We start from the raw sequence: 5428 nt of genomic DNA, 5'->3' as shown, positions 1-5428 counted from the left end.
ACCTCCCTCGGTAATCACACGAAGATCAAGATTTAATGTTGAACTGATGTGTTATTGAATGGCGTTAACTTTTATTCAAACGAAAAAAAGCCAAGTCTCTCGACTTGGCTTTCTTGAATGTGGCTCCCCTTGCAAGACTTGAACTTGCGACATACGGATTAACAGTCCGCCGTTCTACCAACTGAACTAAAGGGGAATTACTTGTCTCAACATCAGGTCTATAAAGACCACTATTTGTTAAGAAGCAAATAATGGTGCCTCGAGGCGGAATCGAACCACCGACACGCGGATTTTCAATCCGCTGCTCTACCGACTGAGCTATCGAGGCAAAAGAATGGTGCCGACTACCGGAGTCGAACTGGTGACCTACTGATTACAAGTCAGTTGCTCTACCTACTGAGCTAAGTCGGCACACTAAATTCTTTATGCTTTTGTCCGTGTTGCTACTCTCTGTTAAAGAGTGTTGACACCAACAAATCAAATTGTGGTGCCCGGAGGCGGAATCGAACCACCGACACGAGGATTTTCAATCCTCTGCTCTACCGACTGAGCTATCCGGGCAACGGAGCGCTATTAAACGGATTTTCTGCATAACCGTCAACACCTTTTTTGAAAATAACTAAAAAAAACGTTCGTTAGTTGTTTTTTTATTCAAAAGTGAGGCTTACGTTTTACCTTGGTTAAAATCTTTCTTGAATTTTGTTACTTTCTCTAAGTATCGGCGCGACTCTTTATTGGGATGTTTCTTTGTTAGTGCCCAGTAAGCTTGACTCGGTTGCAGTGAATTTAAGTCACGCATTGCTCGCTTTCTATCCTTACTAAAAGTATTGAGCACGCCACCAGTGCCGCCGTTGTATGCAGAGATCATACTGTACTCAAGCGTGGTTGGGTGTTTTACGTCTTTTAAATAACGATTTTTAAGGATGTAAAAGTATGCGGTGCCTGCATCAATGTTGTTTTCTGGATTGAATAAGTACTCAGGACTTGGTTCTCCTGGTTTCTTTTTAACGAGCTTAAAGACATCTCGTCCAGCGGTTTTAGGTACCACCTGCATAAGACCATAAGCATTTGCCCAGCTCACTGCGTAAGGATTGAAGCTGCTTTCTGTCTTGATGATTGCATAGATCAAGTCTTCAGGGATGTCATAGCGTTGAGATGCTCGTTGTACTATGTCGGCGTACTTATAACTACGTTTGCTCGCATGATCTGCCACCATTGGGATTTCGACGTAGTAGGCTTTTTTAAAGTCTACCTCTTTGGTTTTTAGGTTATTGGCGATCAGGTAATCTGCGAATTTGTTAGCACGCCATGTCCATTGGATGGGCTTTTTCTCTTGGTCTACGACTTGGTTGTAGAGGAAAGGTTGACCTTCTAGCTTTATGCTTTTGGACGAAAATAGATCGACATGAGCTGGATCATCGGGTGTCAGGAGCGTCGTCATGATCGCATTTTTGAGGTGCTTTTTAGGATCTGTTAAGGAGACGGTTTCTACCGTTATGATACCTTGACTGAAGTTAACTTCTGAACGGCTTAGATAATTGTCTATGTATTTCACATAGTTACTCTTACCTGCCATCTTTACTTCACTGCTGCCCCAGCGCTTTTGGATATTGCCTGAAAAGCTACTAATCAAAGCATCCAACGCCCCAGTATCTTTTTCAAATTGCCCTGGTAGTTCTGCCAAATTACTTACAAACCGGTTGGTTGGTTCGTAGTTAACATCATAAATGCTTTCGACAAATTCACGACTGCACCCTGTTAACAACATGGCTGTTAGGAAGTAACTTAGCTTTTTCATAGTTCCTCATACAAAAATGACATCGCGGCGTAAACCATGATGTCATTAAAATTTATTTAAATAAATGTCTTATTCGCTAGGCGGGGTATAGCCATCAATAACGACATCTTTACCTTCGAAAAGGAAGTTAACCATCTCAGTTTCAAGAAGTTTACGATGCTCAGGATCCATCATGTTCAGCTTCTTTTCATTGATAAGCATAGTTTGCTTACTTTGCCATTGTCCCCAAGCTTCTTTAGATACGTTGTCAAAGATACGCTTACCTAGGTCACCCGGGTAAAGTTGAAAATCTAGGCCTTCAGCATCTTTTTGAAGGCGAGCACAAAATACAGTGCGGCTCATAGTGGTTCCTCTTATCGCGTTCGTTGATTCAAACGTCGTTCAGTTCAAAGGGTAGGCTCTCAATAAGCTGCTTTACAGGAGCGGCTAGGCCAATTTCTTCCGGTTTTGATAAGTTATACCAGAGACCTTTAGTCCCTTCCATTATCAAATCTGGTTGTTTATCTAATTTTACTAATACAGGCGTGATATCTAAGTGGTAGTGGCTGAAAGTATGTCGAAACGCAATCATGGTCTTGATCGAATCGGTTTCATTGTCTTTGATCGAACGAAGGTCTAACTGATGTTCGATCTCTGCGTTTTCATTTTGGGGGAAACAGAATAGTCCTCCCCAGATACCAGATTGAGGGCGTTGTTCGAGCCATACTTGATTGTTGTGGTACAGAATCACAAACCATGTTTCTTTTATCGGCTTTTCTTTCTTAGGCTTCTTGCCAGGGAAATCGAGTTGTCTATCGAGCTTCTTAGCTTCACACATGCTTTCAATCGGGCATAAGGTACATTTGGGCTTGCTACGAGTACAAACCATCGCACCCATGTCCATCATGGCTTGATTATACTTATCAACATCTTGATTGGGCGTGTGTGCTTCTGCGTGTTCCCAAAGCTGGTTCTCGACTTTCTTTTGCCCCGGCCAACCTTCTACTGCAAAGCTTCTCGCTAAGGTGCGTTTGACGTTGCCATCAAGAATCGCATGAGGGAGTTTATGCACAGAGGACAACACTGCAGCGGCAGTAGAGCGCCCAATACCCGGTAGCGCGTTCATTTCTTCGATAGAAAGCGGAAATTCACCACCGTATTGCTCGGTAACAATCTTGGCAGCCTTATGTAAGTTACGAGCTCGCGCGTAATAGCCAAGCCCTGTCCATAAGTGCAGCACCTCATCTTGTTCGGCGTTCGCTAGGTCAATAACTGTTGGAAAGCGTTCTAAAAAGCGCTGGTAGTATGGAATCACCGTGGCCACTTGAGTCTGCTGAAGCATGATTTCAGATAGCCAAACGGTGTAGGCGGTTTTGTTTTGTTGCCAAGGTAATTCTTTGCGCCCAAAGGCGTCATACCACTTTAATATGGCGGTTGCGAAAGGAGTCACGACATGCTCTATGCTTTGCTATTATTAGGAGTGAAATTGCACCACACTTACGGTTGGATGTAAAACAGACAAATTGTGTGGGAATTTATCCACGGAAAGACTTGCACCGGAGGCAATTCTTTGGATAATCCCCGCTTTGATTAATCAATGTGCAGGCAAAAATCAATGAGTGAAGTGACCACTAACGAATATACTGAAGACGGCAAACTGGTTCGTAAGATCCGTAGTTTTGTTCGCCGCGAAGGCCGCTTAACAAAAGGCCAAGAAAACGCGATGAACGAATGTTGGCCATCAATGGGTATCGACTACAACCCAGAACTTCTTAATTGGAAAGAAGTGTTTGGCAACGACAACCCTGTTGTACTAGAAATTGGCTTCGGTATGGGTGCATCACTGGTTGAAATGGCAAAGAATGCGCCTGAGAAAAACTTCTTAGGTATTGAAGTTCACAGCCCAGGTGTTGGTGCGTGTTTAGGTACAGCTCGCGATGCTGGCGTAACTAACCTGCGTGTAATGTGTCACGATGCAGTAGAAGTATTTGAACACATGATCCCAGACAGCAGCCTGCATACACTGCAACTGTTCTTCCCTGACCCATGGCATAAAGCTCGTCACCACAAACGTCGTATCGTTAAGGCTGAGTTTGCAGAGATGGTTCGCGGTAAGCTGCAACTTGATACTGGTATTTTCCACATGGCAACAGACTGGGAAAACTACGCAGAACATATGATTGAAGTGATGAACGTCGCTCCAGGTTTCGAGAATATCGCTGAAGATGGTGATTACATTCCTCGTCCAGACGAGCGTCCGCTAACTAAGTTTGAAGCTCGTGGCCACCGTTTAGGTCATGGTGTTTGGGACATTAAGTTCAAGCGTACTAAGTAATTCTGAATCAAATTAAGTGAAGGTGAATCCGACTTAGGATTAAACCCTACACTTTATGGGATTGATAAAAGCCAACATTATTGTAGTGTTGGCTTTTTTGTCCTTAGGCTTTTATCAAATTAGAAGTTTAAGGACAAAACTGAATGTCACACCCCTACAAAAATAACAATAAGAAGTAAGCTCACATGAAACCAACTCAAGCTATTTTAGCCGAGATTTTAGACGAAGTTCGTCCCTTAATTGGTCAGGGAAAGGTCGCTGACTATATTCCTGCATTGGCTCGCGTATCGAACCAGAAATTGGCGATTGCGGTATACACCAATGAAGGTGAAGTTATTCAAGCTGGCGATGCTGATGAAGCCTTTTCCGTGCAATCAATCTCTAAAGCTTTAAGCCTGACGTTGGCGATGGTGTTGTATAAGCCGGAAGAAATTTGGCAACGCGTTGGAAAGGAGCCTTCAGGACAAGCCTTTAACTCGATGATTCAGCTTGAGATGGAACACGGCATCCCTCGTAACCCGTTTATTAATGCTGGCGCGATTGTCGTTGCCGATTTATTACAAAGCCGTCTATCAGCACCAAGACACCGTTTATTAGAATTTGTCCGTCAGCTATCAGGTGATACTCATATTGTGTATGACAAGGTTGTGGCGGCTTCTGAGATGATGCACAGCGATCGTAATGCTGCTATCGCTTATTTGATGCGTTCGTTTGGTAATTTTGAGAATGATGTTATCCCCGTACTGAATAACTACTTCCATGCTTGTGCGCTTAAAATGACCTGTGTGGACTTGGCGAAAACCTTTAGCTATTTGGCGAACAAAGGTGTGTCGGTTCAGACCAAGAAAGAGATCATCACGCCAGTTCAAACCAAACAGCTGAATGCTTTGCTTGCAACATGTGGTTTGTACGATGGGGCGGGAGAGTTTGCTTATCGTGTTGGTATGCCAGGAAAGTCTGGTGTCGGTGGCGGGATTATAGCGATTGTTCCTGGCGAAATGACGATCGCGGTGTGGTCTCCGGAACTAGACGCGTCGGGTAATTCACTGGCGGGAACTCAGGCTTTAGAATTGCTCTCTGAGCGTATTGGTCGCTCTATTTTCTAAGTTCTAAGCTCGACAAAAAAAGCCTCTCGTGATGAGATAATGCCGTTCGGATAAGCATTATTGCTTGAACCTGAACGGATATTTGGCTGGGACAAAGAGGACTGAACGTGGAAACGTTCGGTCCTTTCTTTTATCTGGAAGAATGAAGTGACTCAAACTGTCTCTCATCCTTTTCAGTTTTACAGGTAGAGTTCCGTCTGGGCTTAAAGC

General features: G+C 43.8%; 5 protein-coding genes, 4 tRNA genes and 1 pseudogene. 2 read left to right on the top strand and 8 right to left on the bottom strand.

Annotation, left to right across the window (positions count from 1 at the left end; genetic code table 11):
* Window positions 1-120: 120 nt before the first annotated feature.
* From AB4180_RS22370 to mutY, 7 genes are all read right to left on the bottom strand, one after another.
* Window positions 121-196 (bottom strand) — tRNA-Asn (locus tag AB4180_RS22370).
* A 56-nt stretch (window positions 197-252) separates the two neighbouring features.
* A tRNA-Phe gene (locus AB4180_RS22365) sits at window positions 253-328 on the bottom strand.
* A gap of 7 nt (window positions 329-335) precedes the next feature.
* Window positions 336-411: transfer RNA gene (locus tag AB4180_RS22360), tRNA-Thr, on the bottom strand.
* Between the two features lie 74 nt (window positions 412-485).
* Window positions 486-561 (bottom strand) — tRNA-Phe (locus AB4180_RS22355).
* A 103-nt stretch (window positions 562-664) separates the two neighbouring features.
* A complete protein-coding gene (mltC, locus tag AB4180_RS22350) occupies window positions 665-1798 on the bottom strand; it encodes a membrane-bound lytic murein transglycosylase MltC (RefSeq protein WP_017103679.1) in 1134 nt (377 codons plus the stop codon).
* A 69-nt stretch (window positions 1799-1867) separates the two neighbouring features.
* Window positions 1868-2140 (bottom strand): oxidative damage protection protein, encoded by a 273-nt coding sequence (locus AB4180_RS22345; protein WP_010435637.1) that lies wholly within the window; start codon window positions 2138-2140, stop codon window positions 1868-1870.
* 28 nt (window positions 2141-2168) lie between these two features.
* Window positions 2169-3227 (bottom strand): A/G-specific adenine glycosylase, encoded by a 1059-nt coding sequence (mutY, locus tag AB4180_RS22340; protein WP_009847708.1) that lies wholly within the window; start codon window positions 3225-3227, stop codon window positions 2169-2171.
* Between the two features lie 165 nt (window positions 3228-3392).
* Between mutY and trmB the strand changes: the two genes are divergently transcribed.
* Window positions 3393-4112 (top strand): tRNA (guanosine(46)-N7)-methyltransferase TrmB, encoded by a 720-nt coding sequence (gene trmB, locus AB4180_RS22335; RefSeq protein WP_102250534.1) that lies wholly within the window; start codon window positions 3393-3395, stop codon window positions 4110-4112.
* Window positions 4113-4297: 185 nt separating this feature from the next.
* On the top strand, window positions 4298-5218 hold the full coding sequence (gene glsB / locus AB4180_RS22330) for a glutaminase B (RefSeq protein WP_009847707.1): 921 nt from the start codon (window positions 4298-4300) through the stop codon (window positions 5216-5218).
* 57 nt (window positions 5219-5275) lie between these two features.
* On the opposite strand, the pseudogene AB4180_RS22325 reads toward glsB, so the two are convergent.
* A pseudogene (locus AB4180_RS22325) lies at window positions 5276-5428 on the bottom strand (IS4 family transposase); the annotation flags it as partial.

It is taken from the genome of Vibrio sp. 10N.286.49.C3, assembly GCF_041469545.1.
Taxonomy (GTDB): domain Bacteria; phylum Pseudomonadota; class Gammaproteobacteria; order Enterobacterales; family Vibrionaceae; genus Vibrio; species Vibrio tasmaniensis_A.
This window is presented reverse-complemented; position numbering and strand designations above follow the sequence as displayed.

What these genes read in the sequence shown, in the direction of transcription:
- glsB (WP_009847707.1), top strand. Translation starts at nt 4,298, where the DNA reads ATGAAACCAACTCAAGCTATTTTAGCCGAGATTTTAGACGAAGTTCGT.
- trmB (WP_102250534.1), top strand. Translation starts at nt 3,393, where the DNA reads ATGAGTGAAGTGACCACTAACGAATATACTGAAGACGGCAAACTGGTT.
- AB4180_RS22345 (WP_010435637.1), bottom strand. Translation starts at nt 2,140, where the DNA reads ATGAGCCGCACTGTATTTTGTGCTCGCCTTCAAAAAGATGCTGAAGGC.
- mltC (WP_017103679.1), bottom strand. Translation starts at nt 1,798, where the DNA reads ATGAAAAAGCTAAGTTACTTCCTAACAGCCATGTTGTTAACAGGGTGC.